Source organism: Adlercreutzia sp. ZJ304 (assembly GCF_011039075.1).
In the GTDB taxonomy this organism is placed as follows: Bacteria; Actinomycetota; Coriobacteriia; order Coriobacteriales; family Eggerthellaceae; genus Adlercreutzia_A.
On record NZ_JAAKEG010000001.1, the window covers coordinates 191,010 to 211,799 of the forward strand.

Here is a 20,790-nt window from a genome sequence, read left to right on the forward strand (position 1 = left end):
TTATGAATGAACGTGCGTATAGAACAATACACAGCTGAAAAGCTTAGTTCGCTTCTTCCTCATCCTAAAGTTGATGCTAATAAGTATTCACGCGGCAAATTAACAATAGTGGGCGGCGCTAGTGTGTATCCCGGTGCTGTATGTTTGTCGTCAGTGGCGGCGCAGCTTATGGGAGCGGGATATGTTGAGGTATTTTGTTCTTCGGAATCGGTGCCAATCGTTCAATCTTGGCGACCCTCGGTTGTAGCTAGGGATTGGGAAACTTTTGATGTGTCAAAATTGAGCGCGTCGCATCATTTTGGCGCTTGTTTAGTGGGACCCGGAATAGATGCAGGCGATGCGTGGCAATTGTCAACTGTGCTTTCCATTGTTGAAAAGGCGCAAGTGCCGCTTATTGTAGATGGAGGGGCGATATCTGCTCTATCCACTGTTGCGGGTATTAAGCTTGCGAGTCAGCGAAACATACACAGCGTTCCTCTTGTGATAACTCCGCATTTAGGCGAGGCAACCTATATGGCAGATGCTTCAGGCATTTGTGTGCCAGACACCGATTCTGACATGGATAAATACGCTTCGTTTAGTGCCAAGTTATCCGATGCTTTTAATGCTGTTGTTCTGCTGAAAGGTCCTGTTTCTTTCATAAGCTCGCCTGGCACGCCAAGCTGTACACCTTTGGTGTTTTGTATGAAGCAAGGGACATCATCTCTTGCGAAAGCGGGCAGCGGCGATGTATTGGCTGGCATGGTAGGATCGCTTCTAGCGCAAGGTTTAGAAGACATAGATGCTTGCGTTTTGGGTGCTACGCTTCACGCGGAAGCCGGCAGGGCAGCTCAGGCAAAATTGGGAGACATTTCGGTATGTGCAGAAGATGTGGCGTTTAATATACCTGACGCTATACTTTGCTGCAGCTAATTCTATTTTCTGCAAGTAGTTTTGTTTCGACTAATGTAGCGTAATTCTCTTAATGAACGCTTTTGCTAAACACTCGATATTTGTAAACGTTGTGTAACGTAGGCTTTTCCTTTATTTGATTAGGTGTCTAATGGTTTAGTCGCGTGTATAATAAGCACAAATGGCTAATTATCAAGACAACCCAAATATTAACGGCGATCCGGATAGCATTACGCTGCGCGAGTTGGAGCCAATGAACTCCAACCCTTATGTGCACTTATCTTTAGACATGCTAACGGGATCTCCTTCTGCTGCCGAAAAAGAACAGCGCAAGCGTCAGCATGAAGCTGAACGCCGTGCGGAAATTGAGCGTCAGAAGAAAACGAAAAAACACAAGCCGCAAGAAGTGCGACAGAAGCCTGCCGAACCTTCGTTGCACGTCATAATTGAAAAAGCAATCCCTGAGGTTTCTGAAGACGATTTCTTTGATGATTACGATTATGAGCAGGATTACAATCAAGACTACGATCAGCAGCCAGTGCGTGCAGCTGCTCACGGTCGCGACACGCGGGATCAAACTCGTAGACCTCAACCGACTCGCGATTATAGGGATACACAAGATCTTCGCGAAAATCGCCCAGAGCAACGCATTGCCTACGATCGCGTGAATCGCCAAGAGCGTACTTGGAATAAAAGCTACAGTCACAATGTTGGTGCATTAGAGCAATTCGCGTCGAAGTTTCCGTCTATACCTAATAATCTTATGTATGGGGTAGACGAGCCTGAGCCGTCTGCGCCGGCTTCAGTCGTGTTGCCAAATGGCGGATGGAATGCGCAAATGCAATCTGCCTATTCACCACATGGCGCATATCCTTCTTCCTATGGTGTAGGACAAGAACCTTATGGTTACGATAATGGATATGTATCTCAACCGGTTTCTGGGCGCAGCGATGCTATCCCTGTATCTTCTGAGCCTTCTATATCTGTTGATAGTGCTAACAAAGTTAGTAAGGCTGACGGAGGAAGGCGTACAAATCACTCAGATACATCTAGCGGATTTATAAAGCGTCCTTGGTCTGAATCGGCTTTCAATGCGCATACTGCAATGGCATCGGCTTCTTCTGCTGCATCAGCGCCTGCTGCTTCTGCAACAAAGAAGGCTGTTAACAATCCTCGCGAGGCTATTGGTAGTACCCAGCCGCAGGTAGCTAAGACAGCTTCTGCAGCAAAATCGCCTAGCATAAGTATTCCATCTTCAGCGTTATCTGGCGGGTCTGTATCCGGTGCATCTAGAACAGAAAGCCGACCATTCCCGTCTGCCTCTGCTGCCGATTCATATACTGTTCCTCGGGGTATGGGTTCTTGGAAACGTAGCGCTGCTGCGGTTCCGCGTGATATGCCGAACAATCCTCGTATCAATACGCAGGCAAGTACCGTAAGTATAAAAATGGCACCTACGCCTGCTAATAACAATGCCAGCACAGGAAATCTGAATGCAGGTCGTGAATCTCTTAACAATGTAGATGCTAAGGTGCCTGCGAAGGGGCAAACCTATGATACCTCGCACATAGATGACTCCATTGGAGACTCGTCTTTGTTTGACGAAGCACCTGTGTCTATTGCCGATGGTATGAAAAAAGCTGATAAAAAGAGAAAACGCAGACGCAGCATCATAATTGCTGTTGTTGCTGTGCTTGTTTTGGCAGCTGCTGTTGTTGCATTCCTTATTTATAGCGGCACTTTAAAGCTTGACGCTATTGTGCCGGCAGCGTCATCATCCCAGCAATCTTCTGCGCAAATTTCATCTTCGCAAAATTCTAATGGAGCGGCTTCATCGGGATTAAGTTCGTCGAAGTCTTCTAGCAATGCCGATCAGTCGGGTACAGTTATTTATGAATATACTGCTACCACATCTGATGGAATATCTTACACGGTAAACGACACGGTAACTTTTAACGCAGAAGGAAAGTGCCAAACTACAAAAATGGTACTTGGTTTCCCCGACGAAGCATCATGTAGCGATTTTCTTAGTAACTTACAGCGCGACTATGGTAGCGCCTATAGTCTTGATAGTCAGGACGGCGCCAATGCTACAGTTACTATTGATATTAGTTCGCTTAAATTCGATCGCGAGGAATACGAAGATGCTTTGCGCTATAGCGTTGAAGATCTTACCGTGCTTAAGAAATAAGCTATTGATTATGCTTGCTGTATAATCTTGCAAATATGCTTAAAAGTAATTAACGGAGGGAAGATGGCAACAATATCTACAGCCGATTTCAGAAACGGCATGTGCATTATTTTCAACGGAAAGATGTACACCATAGTAGAATTTCAACATGTAAAGCCCGGTAAAGGCTCTGCATTTGTTCGTACAAAGTTGAAAGATATCAAATCGGGGCGCGTCATAGATAATACGTTCAACGCTGGCGTTAAATTGGAAAATGTGCGCCTAGAAACAAAGAAACTTCAGTATCTTTATAACGATGGTACCGATTATCATTTTATGGATAATGATACTTATGAGCAAATGAGCATGCCTGCCACCGATGTGGGAGATGCGGCTAAATGGCTGAAAGAAAATGACGAAGCATCGCTTTTGTATGCGGGCGATGAGCTAATTTCTGTTGAGCCTCCTATGTTTGTTGAACTTGAAGTTACGCATACGGAGCCGGGTTTTAAGGGTGATACTGCAACGAATACCACAAAACCTGCAACACTGGAAACTGGTATAGAACTTCAGGTTCCGACGTTCATCGAAATAGGCGATGTGCTGCAAATAGATACACGTGATGGGCGTTTCATAAAGCGTGTTTAATGCTCAATTTGTTATGTATTAAAATCGATAAGACCCGACATTGCTCGGGTCTTATGTTTATTTAGGCGTTATTCCGTGCGCCGCTCTGTTTTTCTGGCTGATGTAGGCTACGGGTCTTGTCTTTGCACTATAATATGAAGTTCGAACTTTGACTTTGTAGAAGGAGGTGCGCAACTTGGCCAGATTACAGATCATGGACACCACGATCCGCGACGGCCAGCAGAGCCTCTGGGCTACGCGCATGCAGTTAGGTGATATGCTACCCATTCTTCCCAAGATGGATAAGGTGGGCTATTGGGCCATCGAAGCTTGGGGCGGCGCCACTTTCGATACATGCTTGCGCTTCTTAGATGAAAACCCATGGGAGCGTCTGCGCTCAATTAAGGCCAACACACCCAATACTCCGCTTTCAATGCTTTCTCGCGGTCAGAATTTGGTCGGATATAAGCATTATTCACGTGATATCGTTTTTCATTTCATACAATGCGCTCACAGAAATGGCGTTGAAGTATTTCGCGTGTTTGATGCGTTGAACGATATACGTAATGTGGTTGATAATGCTGAAGCTATAAAAGAGTGCGGTGCGCATTTTGAAGGCGCGATAAGCTATACAATTAGCCCAGTACACACGCTTGATAGCTTTTTGGAATACGGTCAGCAGCTAAAAGAGCTTGGAGCCGATTCTATTGCCATCAAAGATATGGCTGGTATGCTTACGCCGTATCGCACCGAGCGCATGGTGAAGGCATTTAATGCCGAAATCGGGCTGCCGGTGCATATTCATTGCCATTATGTAGGCGGTATGGCTCCAGCGAATATCATTAAAGCGGCAGAGGCTGGTGCGGCTATAGCCGATACAGCTCATGCTCCACTTGCTTTTGGTAATAGTCACCCTGCGGTTGAAATGATTGTAGCCGCTTTCCAAGAGAGCCGCTACGACACTGGGCTAGACCTAGGGCTACTTTTTGAGATATCTGAGTATTGGGAAGAAATTCGCAAACGCAATCACTACAAGCGCGGTGTTTCTTCGCTTACGCATATGAAGGTATATAGCCATCAAGTTCCCGGTGGCATGATGAGTAACCTTATGAGTCAGCTAGAGGTACAAAAAGCCACAGAGCGTCTGCCGGAAGTTATGGCTGAGATTCCAAAAGTACGCGCTGAAGTGGGTTATCCGCCTTTGGTAACGCCGCTTTCTCAAATAGTTGGCACACAAGCTGTTTTTAACGTGCTTACCGGTAAGCGCTGGTCGGTTGTTTCAAAGGAAATGAAAGACTACATTTGTGGTTACTATGGCAAGGCGCCGGGGCGTATGGATCAAAGTATCGTGTCGAAGGTTGCAGGCAGCGCCGACATACTTGATCCAGATGTTGCACCGGGCAGTTTGGTTACTACAACATATGATCAAGTAGCAGAAGAAATAGGGGATTTAGCTCATAGCGAAGAAGATGTGCTTATGTATGCTCTTTTCCCGAACGAAGCACGTACTTATTTAAGCAAGCATCGTACATCTGAGAAAGTTGATTTCTTGCTAGAGCAGGAATCTAGCGGTACCAAGGAGGACGATTACGTGGACATAAATCAAATTCGCGAACTGGTAAAAGTTGCCGAAGAAAGCGGAGTTGGCGAAATAGTTGTTGAAGAAGAAGGTGTGCGTATTGCAGTACGTATGCCCGGTGAGGGTGGTGCGTCTGTTCCGGTGGCGGCTCCTGTGTTGGCAACTCCTACAGTTGCTGCTGCGCCCGAGGCACCTGCGCAGACAAAAGCAGCAGAACAGCAACGTCCTTCTACGTGGTATGCGGTTAGTGCTCCTATGGTGGGAACGTATTATGAAGCTCCAGCTCCGGGGGAACCGCCGTTTGTAAAAGTGGGCGATGAAGTGGCTGCTGGTGAAACGCTTTGTATTGTAGAGGCAATGAAGCTAATGAATGAAATTACTGCCGAAGAGATGGGTACTGTACGCGAAGTTTGTTTGGATGATGCTACTCCTGTCGAATTTGGCACTGTTCTATTTTATATAGAGCCACATGAAGTTATGACAGCTGTTCCGGAGCAGGCATAAATGTTTGAGAAGATTCTTATAGCGAATCGCGGTGAAGTGGCTTTGCGCGTAATGCGTGCCGCGAAAGAGCTCGGTGTGAAGACTGTAGCAGTTTACTCTACAGAAGATGCTGATACGCTTCCAGTTAGATATGCTGATGAAGCAGTATGTGTTGGTCCGGCTCCTGCCAATCAGAGTTATCTGGTCATTTCCAACATTATTGCTGCAGCAAAAAACACTGGGGCGCAGGCAATACATCCCGGCTATGGCTTTCTAGCTGAAAATGCCGATTTTGCACGGGCATGTGTTGATAATGAATTGGTATTTATTGGACCGTCTGCAGAATGTATAGAGCGCATGGGCGATAAGGCTACAGCCAGAGAAACCATGATGATGTGTGGTGTGCCAACAGTGCCCGGCTCTGAAGGTGTTTGCGACAGCGTGGAAGAGGCAAAACGCTTTGCTGATAGCGTTGGCTATCCAGTGCTTATAAAAGCTACAGCTGGTGGTGGCGGCAAAGGTATGCGGGAAGTACACGATCCGGCTGATTTAGAAGCGCAGTATAAGGCTGCACGTACTGAGGCGGGCGCGGCGTTTGGCAACGACGGTGTTTATCTTGAGAAGTTGGTTTTGAATCCAAGGCATGTAGAAATACAGGTTTTGGCTGACAACTATGGCAACAATATTGCTTTGTGCGAACGCGACTGCTCTATCCAGCGCCGGCATCAAAAGCTTGTGGAAGAAGCTCCGTCTCCGGCTCTAACAGAAGAGATACGTAGAGCGATGGGTGTTGCTGCGGTAAAAGCAATGCGTGCGGTGGATTATCGCAATGCTGGCACGATAGAGTTTTTGCTGGACGAACGCGGCGAATTCTATTTCATGGAGATGAATACGCGCGTACAGGTTGAACACCCTGTTACTGAAATGATTACTGGTGCCGACATCATTAAAGAACAGATTCGTATTGCAGCAGGTGAACCTATTAGCTGTGCAGATCGCGCTCCATTTTCGCCTATTGGGCATGCTATAGAGATGCGCATAAATGCAGAAGATCCCGACCATAGCTTCCGTCCGAACCCGGGAACTATAACGAAGTTCGCCATACCCGGTGGTCCGGGTGTACGGGTTGAGACATATGTTGGTGAGGGGTCGCGAATATCGCCTTACTATGATTCTATGGTCGCGAAGCTGATTGTGCATGGTCAAGATAGGTCTGAAGCTATAGCTCGCGCTAAGCGCGCTTTGGATGAATTCCAGATAGAAGGAATAGCCACCACTATTCCATTCCATAAGCGGGTTATGGATAATGCCACATTTATTTCTGGTGGCGCGACTACGTCGTTCATACCTACCGAAATGGGGGATTTACTATGACTGAAAGACTGAACTCCAACGGGATGACAATAGCACCGGGTGTCGTTGACACTATTATTGCTATTGCTGTTGAAGAAGTTGATGGGGTAGCGTCGCTTGGACAAAATGGCGGTTCGTCTTTGCGTTCGGCTATGTTTGGCAAGCAAATGCATTCGGGCATAGAAACGCAAATACTTGAAGACGGCAAGCTAAATATAACGCTTCATTTAGATGTTAAATATGGTTATGTGTTGCCAGATTTAGCCGCTAAAGTGCGTCAGTCGGTTAGCGATGCGTTGTCGATGCAAGTGGGTGCCGAGGCAGCTAACATAGATATATACGTGGACGGCATCTCGTTCGATCAGCAATAGATTATGGCGCGACAACATGAAAGAACCCTTTCGCGTAAGGGTGCGCTTCAGGTACTTTATACTGGAGTAATCAGGGATAAGTTGGCATCTCAGCTTCTTGCAGATGGAGATATCCTATGCTTAGAGCGCCCGTTATCCGATTATTCGGTTATGCTTGTACAAGGCGTGGAAGAACATATAAAAGAGATAGATGGAAGACTAGCTAGCATTTCAGAAAACTGGTCAGTAGAGCGCATGCCTATTATGGATAGGAATATCTTGCGGCTTGCAATGTATGAAATGCTGTATGTCGATGATGTGCCTACATCGGTTTCTATAAATGAAGCTGTAGAGCTTGCAAAAGAATTTGGCGGCGAAGACGATAGTCCGCGATTTGTGAATGGAATGTTAGGGCGTATTGCTCGTCAGATGGAAGCTGAAAACGAAAAGGCGGATGCGGAGGTGCATGATGCCTGAAGATGCTGGTTCGTTTTCATCTGTAAAGGAGCGATTAAACGAGATAGTTGACGAAATTTCAAGTGAAGACATTTCGTTGGATGATGCATTAACGTTGTATGAGGAAGCTGTGAAACTTGGATTGGCTGCATGCGATTTAAGCGAAGCTGATTTAAGTGAAGTGGAGAACACTGATGAGGCTCTAAATGATGCAGTTTCGCTAGAGCCTGTCCGTGAGTCTGTAACAGATGATGTTCCCTACACTGGAGTAGAACTTGGCTGAACAGCGCATACTTGATTGTATTAAAACTCCAGCCGATCTTCATTTGCTCACCGAAAGTGAGCTAGGTATTTTAGCCGACGAAATTCGTCAGCAGATAATTGATACCACATCGAAGACCGGTGGTCATGTTGCGTCTTCATTAGGCGCAGTAGAAATAATACTGGCATGCCATAGTTTGCTTGACGAGCCGAATGATAAGCTTATTTTTGATGTAGGTCATCAATCGTATGCCCATAAACTTGTAACGGGCAGGCTTGATAAGTTCGATACGCTTCGAACTTATCATGGCTTGTCAGGATTCCCGCGTCCAAGCGAGAGCCCTTACGATGCGCATCCATCAGGTCATGCGTCTGATTCTCTTTCTGTAGCTTCGGGTTTTGCGAAAGCGAAACTGATGCGCAAAACAGATGAAAAAATTGTGGCAATAATAGGAGATGCGTCGCTTGCGGGCGGTATGGCTTTTGAGGCGCTAAATTATATTGGCACAGAGCAGTTGCCTATGGTAATCATCCTAAACGATAATGAAATGTCTATTTCGCGCAACGTGGGTGCCTTAATGAAGCATTTTGGTAATATTCGCGCCAATAATGCATATCGCAATACACGTGAAATTATGCAGGAAAAGCTTGAATCGGGCGGTTGGTTTAGTAATGCGTTTGCGGAATTTGGTAAGCGCACAAAAGATTCAATGAAGCATATGTTTCTGCCTGAATCTATGATTTATGAACAGCTAGGTATAGTTTGCACGCCGCCTTTAGATGGGCACAACATTCACGAATTGCGCGCCATGCTAAAACTGGTGTTAGAGACGGACGGTCCTGTGCTGATGCACGTCGTAACCAAGAAAGGCGCAGGTTACGAACCGGCTATGGCAGATCCAGAACGATTCCACGGGGTAGGACCATACGATCCAAAGACTGGTAAGAGTGTTGCCTCTGCTGCATCGGGTATTAGTTATACTCAGGCTTTTGGCGATGCTTTGGTGCAAGAAGCTAAATGTAATAACCGCGTGGTAGCTATAACTGCAGCTATGGAAGGTGGTACTGGTCTTAAAGAATTTCACCGCGAATTTCCTGATAGATTTATAGATGTAGGCATTGCTGAAGAGCAGGCAATTGGCATGGCAAGTGGTATGGCTGCTGCGGGAATGAAACCGGTTGTTGCAGTCTATTCAACATTTATGCAGCGCGCTATAGACCAGATGATAGTAGATGTAGCACTTCCCGAATTGGATGTTGTTTTTGCGCTTGATCGCGCGGGTGTAGTCGGAAGTGATGGACCTACGCATCATGGGGTTTTTGATATTGTGTATGCGCGCATGGTGCCAAATATGCGCGTGTTTGTTCCGTCTGGTGCAAATGAATTGGCTAGTGCTGTGCATACGGCGCTGGCGATAGGTGGACCTGTTGCAATTCGTTATCCACGGGGAAAAGATGCGTCTTGTACCAAGCCCGATAAGCCAGAATTGTTGGATGTAGGCAAAGCTATTGTGCGTCGTGAGGGTAGCGATGTAGCAATACTTGCATTTGGACGTATGGTGGAAGTGGGAATTTCAGCAGCAGATTTACTTGAGAAGGCGGGTATATCTGCGCGAGTTGTTGATATGCGCTGGGTGAAGCCGCTTGATGCAGACGCAATAGCTAAGGCAGCTAAAACTAAACTGATAGTAACAATTGAAGAGGGTGTTATAAACGGCGGCGCAGGTGAAGCTGTTTTAGATGAGCTTTCTGCATTAGAGATGTACGCGCCTGCGCTTGTAATGGGCATTCCCGATAGTTTCATTATGCAGGGCAATGCAGAATTGTTGCTGTCAGAAATTGGTTTAGATGCTGAAGGTGTGTCTTCTGCTATAAAGGCAAAGCTGACACGTCTGTAGCGGCTCTCGAATTTTCAGAACCAAATATGAGGCAATGCGAATACCGATAGGGTAATAACCTTAACGGTTTCAGAGCGGCGAGGTTTGTACCTAGCCTTTTTACGTGGTGCAAATTATTTTATGCTGTGACTTTATACAGGCGAGCTTTGCGAAATGTTGTAGGGTTTTGCGACAGGTTCTTACGCTGGGTTAGCTAACTTGGCGTGGGTAGTCAGATGATACCTAATGATGCAATGATTCAGCGAGGTATAATACTTTTCAGGTGTATTACAGTAGTCAATAGCTTTTAGGAACAAAAAAAATGGCAGAAGAAGAAAAACTAACCGAGTTAAAAGCGGGGCAAATACTCAATACTGTTTATCAAAAGGCTTTGGATGGCATTCCGAAGGTAAGCCGTTCGGTTGATGAGCTTGCCGACGATTATCTTAGCAAGCATGTATCACCGGAAACAGCAGCAAAAGCGCTTGTTAAAAATCAAGTGACGAAGTGTGGTACATCTGGATTTATTACTGGTTTGGGTGGACTAATTACGATACCCGTTGCGATACCGGCGAACATAAGTAGCGTTATGTATGTCCAGCTCCGTATGATTGCGGCTATTGCAAAGATAGGCGGATATGACATCTATTCAGATCAGATACAGACAATGATCTATATGTGTTTGACTGGTGCTGCTATTACCGATGTTGTTAAGGAAGCTGGGATTAAAGTTGGCGAGAAGACCCTTGAAGCAGCAATTAAGAAAATTCCCGGCGAAGCGTTGGTAAAGATTAACCAAAAGATCGGTTTCAGGTTCATAACGAAATTTGGTGAAAAGGGTATTATCAACCTTGGTAAGCTTGTGCCGCTGGTTGGTGGCGTAATAGGCGGCGGTATGGATGTTGCAACAACCATAGTTATAGGGCGCAATGCGATAAAGATGTTCATTGACAATGAGACGCCACTTGGAGATTTGCCAAGTGAAGATGATGTTACTAGGTTGGAAGAAATAGACATAGCAGATGACAGCGGTTTAATTTGAGGAACGACTTTTGGTTAACGTAACTAGGATTCTACAGGACAGATGTAGGATCGCAGCCTCATGCCTTGCTGCCAAAATTGATATCGAACGAGGTCGTCGTTTTGGGTATATTAGCGGAATAACTCGTTATGCGTGCCTGTTCGTTCCAAGTATGCAACGCCATTGTCCACTATCCATATAAGCAGCCAGTCGCCGGCATTGCATACGTGACATTCACGATGCCCTTTCCATAAGCCTTTTAGAAGGTGCATGTTGTGATGTTGCTCAAGTATTTTAGTTGACTCGGCGGTATTTTTGGCGATCAGGCTTACGACTGTGTTTAGCTTTGCGATATCAGCATGCCTCTTTAAGAGTTTTTTGATATCGCGAAGATACGATGGAAGAGGTTCAATCTCAAGCGCACTCATTCGTCTACCTCGCTTGCAATGAATGCCATCATTTCTTCCGCAGACTTGAAACGATGTCCGGTTCCACCTTTTGCGATGATCTTCTCCGCTTCTTTCATGGCGGCTATTGTTTCTTCGTTGGGTACTTCATTCGAATAGCCAAGGTCGAGCGGAATGGCGTGGTCGCGAACCATCTGTTTGTAAAAGGCTCTGGTGACTCCAGAAAGATCGAAGCCGTAGTATTCCGCAACTGCCGAAGCGTCACGTTTTAAATCGCTATCTATTCTCATGGTTAAAGTTGCGGCAGCCATAATATCCTCCTTATACGTACTGACAAATATATAGTAACGTATGTGCAATCTACTACAAGGAGAAAAGTAATCATACAACCAAAATAATCATTTAGCGCTGCGATAGCGCTGCGATATGCGATCGATGTGGTATTTGGGGAGCTCAACCTTATGTTAAGCTCCCGTGGCGGCAAATAAAGGTGGTTGAGTTTTAAATCACCCGGTCCCTGACATCTGCGTTGTTATCTCGATAGATTGCTTTGAGTACCCTTGCAAATAACTTTTGCTGATTGCTGGCACCAAAACAGGCATTAAAATCGAGCGAGGAAAGGCTTTCCGACAATCCAGCAATGTGCTATCATATCTAGTAGCAAACCCGCCGGCCTCTGCACGCAAGTGCATGCTCACTGGCGGGTCTTTCTGTATTTTAATATGGGAGACGATTGGAATACGCTAAGCCATATCTGAACCACGAGGAACAGGCTGACAAGCTTGTTGGCATGGGGATGGGCGGATCCAAAGCCGACATACTGGGACGCTTAGAACAGGTGGGCTATTACAGGCTTAGTGGCTACTGGCACGATTACAGACAATTGGACGGCAAAGGGTTTCGGGTAGGAATCACGATAGACACCGTGTGGTCCGATTACGTTTTCGATCGACAGTTCAGACTTGCGGTGCTGGATGCTGTCGAGCGCGTCGAGATATACACGAGGGCGAGGCTCGCCCATAAGCTTGCGCGCGATACGGGCGCATTCGGTTTCGATATTCACGAGGGGCTTCCCCGTCTGAGTGAGAACGATTATAAGAAATTCATCGACAAATGCAGGTCTAAGCATAGGAGCTCTCGTGAGCCGTTCGAGGTTCATTTCAGGAATAAGTATGGGGACGCACACGACATCCCGCCCTACTGGATACTAGTGAACACCATGGACTTCGGGCAGATGCTCACTTTGTACAGAGGCGCAAGCGTCGAGATTAGAAACGAGTTGAGCAGCGAGCTCAGTGTGTCGGCAAGAGTGTTCGAGTCGTGGCTCGTCGCATTGAACGTTGTGAGGAACATCTGCGCACATCATGGCAGACTGTGGAACAAGGAGCTTGGTGTCAAACCTGTCATTCCGAAGCATGACATTCGTTGGCACAAACCATACGAGGTCCAGCCGTACCGCATGTTTTCAATACTAACGATCTTGGGCTATCTGCTCGATTATGTTGCGCCGAGCACGTCGTGGCACACTAGGCTGATAGACCTGCTTGACAGGCGCAGCGCTGATAAGCTGTACCGCATGGGATTTTCTGAGGGCTGGCAGGAATGTCCTTTCTGGAAGCCATATGTGATGGATTTCGATGATGGGGATGGTCGTGCAAATGAGTCTACTGCATCAGCGGAATAACTCGTTATGCGTGCCTGTTCGTTCCAAGTATGCAACGCCATTGTCCACTATCCATATAAGCAGCCAGTCGCCGGCATTGCATACGTGACATTCACGATGCCCTTTCCATAAGCCTTTTAGAATGTGCATGTTGTGATGTTGCTCAAGTATTTTAGTTGACTCGGCGGTATTTTTGGCGATCAGGCTTACGACTGCATTTAGCTTTGCGATATCAGCATGCCTCTTTAAGAATTTTTTGATATCGCGAAGATATGATGGAAGAGGTTCAATCTCAAGCGCACTCATTCGTCTACTTCGCTTGCAATGAATGCCATCATTTCTTCCGCAGACTTGAAACGATGTCCGGTTCCACCTTTTGCGATGATCTTCTCCGCCTCTTTCATGGCGGCTATTGTTTCTTCGTTGGGTACTTCATTCGAATAGCCAAGGTCGAGTGGAATGGCGTGGTCGCGAACCATCTGCTTGTAAAAGGCTCTTGTGACTCCAGAAAGATCGAAGCCGTAGTATTCCGCAACTGCCGAAGCGTCACGTTTTAAATCGCTATCTATTCTCATGGTTAAAGTTGCGGCAGCCATAATATCCTCCTTATACGTACTGACAAATATATAATAACGTATGTGCAATCTACTACAAGGAGAAAAGTAATCATACAATCAAAATAATCATTTAGCGCTGCTATAGCGATCGATATGCGATCGATGTGGTATTTGGGGAGCTCAATCTTATGTTAAGCTCCCACGGCGGCAAATAAAAGTGGTTGAGTTTTAAATCACCCGGTCCCTGACATCTGCGTTGTTATCTCGATAGATTACTTTGAGTACCCTTGCAAATAGCTTTTGCTGATTTTTGGCACCAAAACAGGCATTAAAATCTCTTTATTTCAATTTACTACAAAATATTGAAATAAAAAAGGTATACTGAGATTCGTGTTTCAAAAAGAGAAAGGCGGGCATGGGGCGTTCGGGCGAATATGTGAGCAATTTATCTGGTGAGATAGCATACCGTTCTTTTAGACCGGCACCGCTTCCTCTAGAACCTCAAATTGCATTGGACGGCGACGATCTCCGGCTTCTCCTTGCCGCTTCTCGCCGTTTGCAAGAGTTAGACACAATGGCTCAGTTCATTCCGGATGCGCAACTCTTCGTGTCGCAGTATGTGCGCAAGGAGGCGCTTGTCTCATCTCAGATCGAGGGTACCCAGTGTACGCTCGACGATCTGCTCGATCCTGAGGTTGAGAGCAATGCCGACTTAGATGTTGAGGATGTTGTCTGCTACACGAAAAGCCTCTGGCATGCGATTGACCGTCTTGACGAAATGCCTCTTTGCAACCGTTTGCTCTGCGAGGCGCATGCTCGGCTGCTCGGTAACGGGCGGGGCTCCGAGCGTAATCCGGGTGAATTTCGACGTTCGCAGAATTGGATCGGCCCGTCGGGGTGTACGCTGAAAGATGCACGCTATATCCCGCCTAACGTCGATGACATGATTGACTCGCTTGCCAACCTAGAGCGCTACATCAATGCCGACCCTGAAATTGATCCGCTTATTCGTGCGGCTCTTATCCACTATCAGTTCGAGACGATCCATCCTTTCCTTGACGGCAACGGCAGGATCGGACGCATGCTCATCTTGCTTTACCTCATCGATCAGGAAATGTTGCACAGCCCAGTGCTCTATGTTTCCTACTTTCTCAAGCGCAATCAAATTGAGTATTATGACCGCATGGGTGAAGTGCGGCGATCGGGCAACTACGAGCAATGGATTCGCTTCTTCCTAGAGGCCGTGAAGGCGGCCGCTGAAGATGCCCTTGAATCAGCGCGCACCCTCGACCGTCTACATCGGGAAAGCTGGGAGATCGTAGCGGCACAGCGTGCGGCGAAGTCGCTCTCCAGCGTGCTCGAATACGTGGAGAAGCGCCCCATCATGAGCATTGGGCGTTGCGCGAAGGAATTGTCCTTGAGCTACAACACGGTTGCTTCGGCGGTACGCAAGCTGTGCGCTCTCGGGATTCTGAGGGAAACCACCAACGCTTCGCGCAACCGTGTGTTCGCCTACGAGAGCTACCTAGCTGTTCTTCGACGAGGAACCGAGCCGCTCGGTGGCGACCGATAATGGTTTTAACAAAGACTGATGTAGCTCCCGGCTTCGGGACCCTCCGTCACGTACAATTTGCTTATAATGGATTTCTTATTTGTCTACCTACATTCACAGATAGAAGTACCACATGGGTAGGACTGTCAACAAAAATCCTCGACGCGGCGGTCGAAGCCGCCTACGGCGTTAATTTCGACGGCGACGAATAGAAGAAGTCGCGCACTTGTTTAAGCTCTATACAGAAGTCACAAAGGAGACCAGCTATATGAAGTCAAGATCTGATTCGTAGTTATTTGAAGATTTGTTAGCACGTTCGTTTTATTGGAAATCGCACTTTGACAGCTGAATATTGAATGCTTTTAGGCGCAATAAACCAAGCCCTTCCGGGCAGCGCATGATGGTAGGTTATCAATGATCCTATTTATCTGGGTCGTAGGGCATCTCAAGCGCACTCATTCGTCTACCTCGCTTGCAATGAATGCCATCATTTCTTCCGCAGACTTGAAACGATGTCCGGTTCCACCTTTTGCGATGATCTTCTCCGCCTCTTTCATGGCGGCTATTGTTTCTTCGTTGGGTACTTCATTCGAATAGCCAAGGTCGAGCGGAATAGCGTGGTCGCGAACCATCTGCTTGTAAAAGGCTCTGGTGACTCCAGAAAGATCGAAGCCATAGTATTCCGCAACTGCCGAAGCGTCACGTTTTAAATCGCTATCTATTCTCATGGTTAAAGTTGCGGCAGCCATAATATCCTCCTTATACGTACTGACAAATATATAATAACGTATGTGCAATCTACTACAAGGAGAAAAGTAATCATACAATCAAAATAATCATTTAGCGCTGCTATAGCGATCGATATGCGATCGATGTGGTATTTGGGGAGCTCAACTTTATGTTAAGCTCCCGTGGCGGCAAATAAAGGTGGTTGAGTTTTAAATCGCTTCGTCGCCGGATTCGCCGGTGCGGATGCGTATTACCTCATCAACTGGGCTAATAAAAATCTTTCCGTCGCCAACTTCGCCTGTGCGTGCTGCATTTTGTATCGTTTGCACAATGCTCGCGGTGTCTGCATCATCAGCCACAATTTCGAACTTTACTTTAGGAACCATGTTAAGTAAAACTTCTGTTCCGCGGTAATACTCTTTCCAGCCATGCTGATTGCCGCAACCGTTTACTTGGCTTACTGTCATGCCTTTTACGCCCGATTCAAACAGAGCATCTTTTAGTATTTCCAGTTTTTCCGGTCTTACTATTGCTGTAATTCGTTTCATATCTGCGTTGCTCCTTTAATCGAGTCCGATATATGCCGGATATGCAGATTCGCCGTGTTCTGCAACGTCTAAGCCTTGTGCCTCGGCTTCATCGCTTACGCGAAGTTTACCGTGGAATACAAGTTTCACTATAAGTCCTAGCGTTATATCGCATATTCCAACAAACGCTACCGTTATTGCAATGCCTAATATCTGGCTTCCCAAAAGCGACCAATCGCCTGTGTAGAATAGTCCGCCAAAATCTGTCCATGATAGCTCTGGTACGCAAAACAAGCCGGTCATTATGCCGCCCACAATGCCGCCTACGCAATGGCATCCGAATGCATCTAGCGCATCGTCGTAGCCAATTTTTGGCTTTAGCCAAGATATGGCGAAATAGCATATAGGCGACACAGCTAGTCCCATAACAATCGCTGCCCAAGGTTCAACAAAGCCAGCCGCTGGGGTTATAACAACAAGACCAGCAACAAGACCTGTGCAAGCACCTACCAGAGTTGGTTTTTTAACACGTATGCGCTCCACTAAAATCCAAGATACAACGCCTGTGCCACTTGCACATACGGTGTTGACCAAGGCTAAAGCAGCAATTCCGTCAGCTGCAAATTCACTTCCGGCGTTAAATCCAAACCAGCCAAACCATAATAGTGCAGCACCAAGCGCAATAAATGGAACATTGTGGGGTCTATAGCTCATAGCGCCGAATCCTTTTCTGCGACCAACCATTACGCACAACACAAGAGCTGTAAGACCAGACGATATGTGTACTACATCGCCGCCAGCGAAGTCGAGCGCGCCAATCTTATCGCCTATAAGCGACCCGTCTCCACCCCAAACCATATGAGCGAGTGGGGGATATATTAGTATTGTCCAGCATACGATAAATGCAGATATTGCGCCAAAGCGCATACGTCCTGCAACGCCACCTGTAATTATTGCAGTAGTAATCATGCAAAATGCCATTTGGAATACCACGTCTGCTATTGCTGGATACACTGCATCCTCTCCGGGCGCTTCTGCTTCAAGTAACATGTCGGTTGTGTTGCCTAGAAGAAACAGCTGATCGAAACCACCAAATATAGGGTTTTCTCCACTTCCGCCATAGGCAAAAGACCATCCGCATACCGTCCACGTTATGGCAACAATTCCAAGTGCTGCAAAAACCATCATCATTGTATTGCCGACATTTTTGCGGCGGGATAAACCACCGTAAAAGAATGCTAGACCCGGTGTCATAAGTAATACCAGCATCGCGCATATCAGCATGAATCCCGTATTCCCGGTATCCATTCTCAACTCCTTTATTACTGTTTTACTGGGACGCTTTTGATAATGCCACCAAAAAATTTCGCATTTAATGTCGTGCTTTGATGTTTACTGAATTGAACGAACTTTTTAACAATTAGGAATGCTAGCTGTTACATGGCAGAAACACATTGTCTTGGATAGAATAGAGCAAGCATGTTTTGAATATACTAGGAGGCGTACATGTCTGAATATACATATAAAACACGTGGCGTATGTGCTCGTCAGATTGATTTTGAGATAGATGGTGATGTATTGCGCAATGTAAGATTTACAGGTGGCTGCGACGGAAATCTGCGAGCAATTTCCAAGCTAGTAGATGGCATGCCAGTTGATAATGTTGCATCTTTATTGGAAGGTAACACCTGCGGACCTAAGTCTACAAGTTGCGCCGATCAGTTGGCTCAAGCTATTAAACAGGCTAAGGCGTAAATAAATGCTACCCGGCCACACAGCTTCTGCGGCTCCTATACCTCAGTTTACCGATTCAGAATCGGTTGCGCTGAAGGTGCTTCCGTGTTTGCTAGACATTGGCGAGAGCATGATTTTGGCAGGTGCTGATGTAAATTTGGTCGAGTTGCTTGTGCGCCGTGTGGGCCATGCTTATGGTGCCGTGAAAATGAACGTATTGGTAATAACTGCATCAATAATAGTAACTATGACCATGCCGGATACGCGCGAATATACCCAAACACGTCGTATTGAGAACGCCGGCGAAACCGACTTTGCAAAATTGGAGAAATTGACAAATCTCTGTATTGAATCGTATCAAAAACCTATTCCACCAGATGAATTGAAGCGTCGCTTTGAAGAAATTCGGAGTATAGCCTTCCCGAAATCTTTTCTGTTTGTTGGTGGTGTAATTGCTTCTGCTAGCTTTGCTGTTTTCTTTGGTGGTTCAATCCTTGATGGTGTGGTTACGGCGGTATTTGCTGTGCTTATGTGCCTTATGATTGTGTATTTGAAGCCAATTACTCCAAACACTATTGCGTTCAATTTTATGTCTTGCGCTATAACGGGGTTGTGTATTGGGGCTGCGTCGTTGTTTGTGCCTAATATGTCTGTTGACATGGTAATCATAGGCGTGATAATGCTTCTAATTCCGGGTGTAGCTATGACAAATGCCACGCGCGATATGATCTCGGGCGACACTATATCCGGTGTTATGCGCTTTGTTGAAACAATTTTGTGGGCAGCGTCTATCGCTCTTGGATTTATGGCATCTCTTTGGATAATGGGTGTACAAACCAGTGAATTTATATCGAATGCGCCGCCGCTGATTTCTTTTATAGCGTGCATTCCTGCAACGTTTGGTTTTGCCCTGTTTTTCGACGTGCGCAAAAGCCTTCTTGCTATTACCACCATAGGAGGCGTAATTACATGGGGCATTTATCTGCTGCTTAGCGAATACGTAAGCGCCGATGCGTTTACGCCTACATTTATTGCATCGTGCTTTGCGGCAATATATTCTGAGGTTTTGGCAAAGCGGTTTAGAACGCCCACATCAACTTTCTTCATAATATCGGTTATACCTTTAGTTCCGGGGCGTGCTTTATATTTCACTATGAAATGTGCACTGTTGGGTTCATGGGCGCAATTTGGCGACTACGGTTTGCTTACATTGCAATTCGTATTGGGCATTGCGCTAAGCATAAGTGTTGTTTGGGCTATATCTCGCACGTGGTCAAACTTTAGAAATGAAAGAGATAAGAGATATTCGCAAAAGAAAGCAGGGTAGAGTGTCTAAAATTGAATACGATTCAATAGAACAAGCTCTGGAAGATTTGCGGGCGGGCAAAATCATTCTTTGCACAGACGATCCCGATCGCGAAAATGAAGGCGATATGATATGTGCCGCTGAATTCGCCACCACTGAAAATGTGAACATGATGGCAAGCGTGGCAAAAGGTTTAATTTGCATGCCGATATCAAAGGCAATAGCTGCAAAGCTACATTTGCCGCAGATGGTACGCGATAACACCGACAATCACGAAACAGCGTTTACCGTATCTGTAGATCATATAAGCACAACTACGGGAATATCTGCCGAAGAGAGAGGCGTTACAGCAAGGAAACTTGCAGATGCAGCCGCTATTCCGTCCGATTTTAGGCGACCCGGGCATATGTTCCCTCTTGTTGCTCGGGCGGGCGGCGTGTTAAAGCGCGAAGGTCACACAGAGGCAACAGTCGATCTTATGAGGTTGGCTGGTTTAACTGAGGCGGGTTTATGTTGTGAAGTGATGCGCGATGATGGGCTAATGATGCGCTCTTCTGAACTTCGCCAGTTAGCGAATAAGCTTGGACTGAAGCTTATCAGTATTAAGCAGTTGCAAGATTACAGAAAACGCCACGATAAGTTAGTGGAGCGTGTTGCCCGTACCAAGCTTCCCACAAAGCACGGCAACTTCGAGGCTTTTGCATATCTTAATCTGCTTAATGGCGAACACCATATAGCGCTTGTTAAGGGCGATATTGGAAATGGTGAAGATGTGTTAGTGCGTGTGCATTCCGAATGTTTAACAGGGGATGCATTTGGTTCGCTGCGTTGCGATTGCGGCGAGCAGCTTGCGTGCGCGATGGATGCTGTTGAATCTTGTGGACGCGGAGTTGTGCTATATATGCGTCAAGAGGGCAGAGGTATTGGTCTTGTAAACAAGCTGCGAGCATATGAATTGCAAGATGATGGACTAGATACACTAGACGCGAATTTGGCACTTGGTTTCCGGGGCGATGAACGCGAGTATTATATTGGCGCACAAATTCTTCGCGATTTAGGGATTAAAACAATGAGGCTTCTTACAAACAATCCCGATAAAGTTTACCAATTAAAAGATTTTGGCATTGAAATTATAGAGCGCCTACCTATTGCAGTTGATGCCAATGAATTTGATCGGAAATATCTGGAAACAAAGAAAACCCGAATGGGGCATATTCTATAAGACGGGATTTATTCTGTAACCCCGG

General features: G+C 46.3%; 22 protein-coding genes. 15 read left to right on the forward strand and 7 right to left on the reverse strand.

Annotation, left to right across the window (positions count from 1 at the left end):
• Window positions 1–6 precede the first annotated feature (6 nt).
• The 10 genes from G7Y46_RS00950 (at window position 7) to G7Y46_RS00995 (ending at window position 11,089) form a co-directional block, all read left to right on the forward strand.
• On the forward strand, window positions 7–912 hold the full coding sequence (locus G7Y46_RS00950; RefSeq protein WP_165251760.1) for an NAD(P)H-hydrate dehydratase: 906 nt from the start codon (window positions 7–9) through the stop codon (window positions 910–912).
• Window positions 913–1,072: 160 nt separating this feature from the next.
• On the forward strand, window positions 1,073–3,082 hold the full coding sequence (locus tag G7Y46_RS00955; RefSeq protein WP_165251762.1) for a hypothetical protein: 2,010 nt from the start codon (window positions 1,073–1,075) through the stop codon (window positions 3,080–3,082).
• A 63-nt stretch (window positions 3,083–3,145) separates the two neighbouring features.
• Window positions 3,146–3,709, forward strand: coding sequence for an elongation factor P (gene efp / locus G7Y46_RS00960; RefSeq protein WP_165060523.1), 564 nt, complete (start codon window positions 3,146–3,148; stop codon window positions 3,707–3,709).
• A 175-nt stretch (window positions 3,710–3,884) separates the two neighbouring features.
• On the forward strand, window positions 3,885–5,771 hold the full coding sequence (accB, locus tag G7Y46_RS00965; protein ID WP_165251764.1) for an acetyl-CoA carboxylase biotin carboxyl carrier protein: 1,887 nt from the start codon (window positions 3,885–3,887) through the stop codon (window positions 5,769–5,771).
• Window positions 5,772–7,124, forward strand: coding sequence for an acetyl-CoA carboxylase biotin carboxylase subunit (gene accC / locus G7Y46_RS00970; RefSeq protein ID WP_165251766.1), 1,353 nt, complete (start codon window positions 5,772–5,774; stop codon window positions 7,122–7,124). It begins immediately after the preceding gene.
• The gene (locus tag G7Y46_RS00975; RefSeq protein WP_165060516.1) at window positions 7,121–7,474 is read left to right on the forward strand and encodes an Asp23/Gls24 family envelope stress response protein; all 354 of its coding nucleotides are present in this window, start codon (window positions 7,121–7,123) and stop codon (window positions 7,472–7,474) included. Before accC ends, G7Y46_RS00975 begins: the two co-directional genes overlap by 4 nt.
• Window positions 7,475–7,477: 3 nt before the next feature.
• On the forward strand, window positions 7,478–7,930 hold the full coding sequence (nusB, locus tag G7Y46_RS00980; RefSeq protein ID WP_241155952.1) for a transcription antitermination factor NusB: 453 nt from the start codon (window positions 7,478–7,480) through the stop codon (window positions 7,928–7,930).
• Entirely contained in the window at window positions 7,920–8,192 is a 273-nt protein-coding gene (locus tag G7Y46_RS00985; RefSeq protein ID WP_165251768.1) for an exodeoxyribonuclease VII small subunit, read from the forward strand. The genes nusB and G7Y46_RS00985 overlap by 11 nt, the downstream gene beginning before the upstream one ends.
• Entirely contained in the window at window positions 8,185–10,068 is a 1,884-nt protein-coding gene (gene dxs / locus G7Y46_RS00990) for a 1-deoxy-D-xylulose-5-phosphate synthase (protein ID WP_165251770.1), read from the forward strand. Before G7Y46_RS00985 ends, dxs begins: the two co-directional genes overlap by 8 nt.
• Window positions 10,069–10,369: 301 nt before the next feature.
• Window positions 10,370–11,089: an EcsC family protein gene (locus tag G7Y46_RS00995; protein WP_165060507.1), complete on the forward strand. Its 720-nt coding sequence runs from the start codon at window positions 10,370–10,372 to the stop codon at window positions 11,087–11,089.
• Between the two features lie 110 nt (window positions 11,090–11,199).
• On the opposite strand, the gene G7Y46_RS01000 is transcribed toward G7Y46_RS00995, so the two are convergent.
• A complete protein-coding gene (locus G7Y46_RS01000) occupies window positions 11,200–11,496 on the reverse strand; it encodes a type II toxin-antitoxin system YafQ family toxin (RefSeq protein WP_165251772.1) in 297 nt (98 codons plus the stop codon).
• Window positions 11,493–11,786 carry a type II toxin-antitoxin system RelB/DinJ family antitoxin gene (locus tag G7Y46_RS01005; RefSeq protein ID WP_165060425.1) on the reverse strand — a complete coding sequence of 98 codons (294 nt, stop codon included), beginning with the start codon at window positions 11,784–11,786 and terminating at the stop codon, window positions 11,493–11,495. The genes G7Y46_RS01000 and G7Y46_RS01005 overlap by 4 nt, the downstream gene beginning before the upstream one ends.
• Before the next feature lie 422 nt (window positions 11,787–12,208).
• Here G7Y46_RS01005 and G7Y46_RS01010 point away from each other — a divergent pair, with 422 nt between their 5' ends.
• Window positions 12,209–13,159 (forward strand): Abi family protein, encoded by a 951-nt coding sequence (locus G7Y46_RS01010; protein ID WP_165251774.1) that lies wholly within the window; start codon window positions 12,209–12,211, stop codon window positions 13,157–13,159.
• On the opposite strand, the gene G7Y46_RS01015 is transcribed toward G7Y46_RS01010, so the two are convergent.
• Together G7Y46_RS01015 and G7Y46_RS01020 are read right to left on the reverse strand one after the other, a co-directional pair.
• Window positions 13,148–13,444 carry a type II toxin-antitoxin system YafQ family toxin gene (locus tag G7Y46_RS01015; RefSeq protein ID WP_165251776.1) on the reverse strand — a complete coding sequence of 99 codons (297 nt, stop codon included), beginning with the start codon at window positions 13,442–13,444 and terminating at the stop codon, window positions 13,148–13,150. The two genes, G7Y46_RS01010 and G7Y46_RS01015, sit on opposite strands and share 12 nt — an antisense overlap.
• The gene (locus G7Y46_RS01020) at window positions 13,441–13,734 is read right to left on the reverse strand and encodes a type II toxin-antitoxin system RelB/DinJ family antitoxin (RefSeq protein ID WP_165060425.1); all 294 of its coding nucleotides are present in this window, start codon (window positions 13,732–13,734) and stop codon (window positions 13,441–13,443) included. The genes G7Y46_RS01015 and G7Y46_RS01020 overlap by 4 nt, the downstream gene beginning before the upstream one ends.
• A gap of 376 nt (window positions 13,735–14,110) precedes the next feature.
• Here G7Y46_RS01020 and G7Y46_RS01025 point away from each other — a divergent pair, with 376 nt between their 5' ends.
• Window positions 14,111–15,268 carry a Fic/DOC family N-terminal domain-containing protein gene (locus G7Y46_RS01025; RefSeq protein ID WP_165251778.1) on the forward strand — a complete coding sequence of 386 codons (1,158 nt, stop codon included), beginning with the start codon at window positions 14,111–14,113 and terminating at the stop codon, window positions 15,266–15,268.
• Window positions 15,269–15,702: 434 nt separating this feature from the next.
• Here the strand turns inward: G7Y46_RS01025 and G7Y46_RS01030 are convergent, their stop codons facing one another.
• From G7Y46_RS01030 to G7Y46_RS01040, 3 genes are all read right to left on the reverse strand, one after another.
• Complete coding sequence (locus tag G7Y46_RS01030; protein WP_165060425.1) at window positions 15,703–15,996, reverse strand: type II toxin-antitoxin system RelB/DinJ family antitoxin; 294 nt, start codon at window positions 15,994–15,996, stop codon at window positions 15,703–15,705.
• A gap of 189 nt (window positions 15,997–16,185) precedes the next feature.
• On the reverse strand, window positions 16,186–16,524 hold the full coding sequence (locus G7Y46_RS01035) for a P-II family nitrogen regulator (protein WP_165060422.1): 339 nt from the start codon (window positions 16,522–16,524) through the stop codon (window positions 16,186–16,188).
• Window positions 16,525–16,539: 15 nt separating this feature from the next.
• Complete coding sequence (locus tag G7Y46_RS01040) at window positions 16,540–17,811, reverse strand: ammonium transporter (RefSeq protein WP_165251780.1); 1,272 nt, start codon at window positions 17,809–17,811, stop codon at window positions 16,540–16,542.
• 198 nt (window positions 17,812–18,009) lie between these two features.
• Here G7Y46_RS01040 and G7Y46_RS01045 point away from each other — a divergent pair, with 198 nt between their 5' ends.
• Genes G7Y46_RS01045 through G7Y46_RS01055 form a run of 3 tightly spaced genes read left to right on the forward strand, consistent with a single transcriptional unit; the run spans window position 18,010 to window position 20,765 of the window.
• On the forward strand, window positions 18,010–18,258 hold the full coding sequence (locus tag G7Y46_RS01045) for a TIGR03905 family TSCPD domain-containing protein (RefSeq protein WP_165251782.1): 249 nt from the start codon (window positions 18,010–18,012) through the stop codon (window positions 18,256–18,258).
• A gap of 4 nt (window positions 18,259–18,262) precedes the next feature.
• Complete coding sequence (locus G7Y46_RS01050) at window positions 18,263–19,564, forward strand: threonine/serine exporter family protein (RefSeq protein ID WP_165251784.1); 1,302 nt, start codon at window positions 18,263–18,265, stop codon at window positions 19,562–19,564.
• 10 nt (window positions 19,565–19,574) lie between these two features.
• Window positions 19,575–20,765, forward strand: a complete 1,191-nt coding sequence (locus G7Y46_RS01055; RefSeq protein ID WP_241156995.1) for a bifunctional 3,4-dihydroxy-2-butanone-4-phosphate synthase/GTP cyclohydrolase II — start codon at window positions 19,575–19,577, stop codon at window positions 20,763–20,765.
• The last annotated feature ends 25 nt before the right edge of the window (window positions 20,766–20,790 follow it).